This window comes from Gemmatimonadota bacterium (genome assembly GCA_039715185.1).
Taxonomy (GTDB): Bacteria; Gemmatimonadota; Gemmatimonadetes; order Longimicrobiales; family RSA9; genus DATHRK01.
Map to the genome: position 1 here is coordinate 1 of JBDLIA010000172.1, position 2,997 is coordinate 2,997.

Genomic DNA, 2,997 nt, shown 5'->3' on the forward strand with positions numbered 1-2,997 from the left:
GTCGCCCGGTCCCGGGTTCCACACCAGCACCTTGAAGCTGATCGTGTCGCCCGCGCTGACCGTGTCGGTCAGCGCCTCCTTGTCGATCATCACGCTCGGGCAGAGCACCGTCGCGGTGTCGCCCGCGGTGACGGTTTGGTCGGCGCTAACCTCGCCGCCCGCGGTGGCGTGCGCGAGGTTGGGCACCTGACCGCAGTCGTCGGCGGAGGTCACCGCCCCGACCGTGATCATCACCGTGTCGTCCGGCATAAGCGTGCCGAAGCTGCACGCCAGGATTTCCTCCGACGCGGCACCCGTGCCTATGACGCACGCGCCCTCCGGATCGGCGACCTCGAACCACGTCAGGCCGCCGTTCGGCAGCGTGTCCTCGAGGGTGACGTTGAGCGCGTCGCCCGGGCCCTCGTTCCAGACGTTGATCTTGAACTCGAGCGTGTCGCCCGCGCTGATCGAATCGGTCACGACCTCCTTGCTGATGGCGATCGTGGGGTCCTCGATAATCGCGCTCGGCTGGATGCTGCGGTCCTGGTTCTTGGCGCCCTGCTCCACGCCGTTGACGGTGAGATTCTGCGTGCGCATGTGCCAGGGCGCGCCGCTGACCTCGCCGGCGCCGTCGGGATCGCCCGGACCGTTCCAGTAGGACGACTTGGCGAGGTGGCCGCTCCAAGCGAACGCCACGTCGCCGCCCGTGCTGGTGAAGTTGACCACGACGTTGCCCGTGCTGTTGCCGGCCGTGGGGCCGGCGTGCGACACGGTGGAGATGCCGGTGATCATACCGTTGTAGATCGTCAGGTTGGTCGGCACGCCACCGTCAGCGATGGCGCCGTCCACCGACTTGCCGTCGACCACGAAAGCATCGCCGCCGAAAGCCATGGTCGACGTGGGCACGATACCCGGCATGGTCGTGTTGCTACCGCCTCCCATGTCGCACAGCGAGGAGCGCCCGCCGCCTCCCGGCGCGCAGATGTTCACTAGTTCGGTGGCGTCGACGCTCGCCAAGAAATCGTAGGCCTTATGGCCGCCCGCGGTGAAGTCGTAGTTGATGTTGATCGAGTGGGCGCCCGCGGCCAGCCCCTCGAGCGCCAGCCGGAACGGAACCGCCAGCCCCTCGGCGTACACCGAGTTGTTGCCGTTCAGGTTGCCGTTCTGCCAGGTGCAGGGATCCGTGCGCGGGTCGTTTGCGCACTGGTCGAGGTTGACGTTGGTCGAGCCGCCCGGGGCGAACTGCGGATCGACCAAGAGCTCGCGGGCGCTTTCCTCGCTACAGGCCATCAGGGCTGCGGCCGACAGGAGGCCGGCGACTGCTACGCGGTGCAACCGAATCATTGTGTTTCCTCGCGACGGGGGCGATAGGTGCTGCCTGTGCGCCCTCAGAGGCGCCTTCGAGCTCCTCCACGGAGCGTCGGCCGGCCCTGCCCGGCATCCCCCGATGGGGAAGCGTCGAAGCCGAGTGGCGCCGATATCTGCGCGTCTGCGCGCACGTGAATTGACGTATCTTCAGTTCCCGCCGGCCAGATCGCCGACGAGCCCGCCGCCGGCTTCGGGAGAGACTCCCGGGCCGTCACGCGGAACAGGTGGGAGGCCAGGCCCTCCCCGAGCTTGGTGCGCCGCCGGATGGCGGCGCACCACACTCGTTCAGTTGTTCTTCTTCTTCAGCGTAAGCGCGTCCGTCGCGTCGAGCAGCCCGTCCAGCAGCAGATCGAAGTCGTAGACCACGCCCGTTCCGATGTCGTTGAAGTCCTCTCCCTTCAGGGTCTGCGAATCGTACTTGATCCCGATCACGTATTTCGCACCCGCCGTCAGCCCCGCGACCGAGTCGTCCACGCCGGTCATGCCGGCGTTCAGGTCGAGGTCCCCGAGCTTCGAGCAGTTCGCGTCGTACAGGAACGCCTGCATGTTCAGGATCTGGAACAATCCCAGCTTGGGTATGTCGTCGTCGTTCGACTGGACCACGTCGATGTCGAAGCTCGCGGCCGGGGCCGTGAATTCGACGTAGAAGAAGAACACGCCCGGGCTGACGCTGTTGATGATCGGCGGATTGCCCTTCTTCTGGGCGAACAGCATGTCCAGACCGGGGTTGTTGCCGCCGGATGCGAGGAAGATTTCGCAACTGGTCTGAGTCGGCTCCAGCGAAGCGTTGCCGCACGCGATTACCAGCGCGGTGTCGCTCGCCATCTCCGTCGTGTCGTTGGCGGCCGACGCCCAGGCCTTGTTCGGGTGCACGCCGCAGTCATCGGTGTCGGTTTCCGCGCCGACGGTGATCATCGACGTGTCGTTCGCCATCAGGGTGCCGAAGTCGCACGTCAGGATGTCGCTCGCGATCGAGCAGTCGGCGCCCGGGTCCGAGACCTCGAACCAGCTCAGCCCGCCGTTGGGCAGCGTGTCGACGAGCATAACGCTGTCGGCGTCGCCCGGCCCCGCGTTCCACACGTTGATCTTGAACCTGATCGTGTCGCCCGCCATGACCGTGTCCGTCAGGGCGATCTTCTCGATGTTCAGGTCCGGGCACTGGACGAGCAGCGTGTCCGAGTCCATGACCGTCGTGTCGTTGGCTGCTGACGCCCGGGCCTTGTTCGGGACCGTGCCGCAGTCATCGGCGTCGGTCACCGCTCCAACGGTGATCATCGACGTGTCGTCCGCCATCAGCGTGCCGAAGTCGCACGTCAGGATGTCGCTCGCGATCGAGCAGTCGTTGCCGGGATCGGCGACCTCGAACCAGCTCAGCCCGCCGTTGGGCAGCGTGTCGACGAGCATCACGCTGTCGGCGTCCCCCGGCCCCACGTTCCAGACGTTGATCTTGAACTTGATCGTGTCGCCAGCGCTCACCGTGTCCGTCAGCGCCTCCTTGTCGATCATCAGGTCCGGGCACTGGACCACGACGTCGGCGGTGTCGTTGACCGGGTCGTCGTTGTTGGCGTCCGCCCAAGCGCGGTTGTCCACCGTACCGCAGGTGGCCGCCGTGGTGGGCGATTTGATCGTCACCATGGCCGAGTCGTCGGC

General features: G+C 66.4%; 2 protein-coding genes. Both read right to left on the reverse strand.

Annotated elements, in window-relative coordinates:
* Window positions 1-1,323 (reverse strand): DUF11 domain-containing protein (locus ABFS34_16315; protein MEN8376989.1); only part of this gene is annotated, 1,323 nt, incomplete at its 3' end.
* Between the two features lie 309 nt (window positions 1,324-1,632).
* Window positions 1,633-2,997 (reverse strand): hypothetical protein (locus ABFS34_16320; protein MEN8376990.1); only part of this gene is annotated, 1,365 nt, incomplete at its 5' end.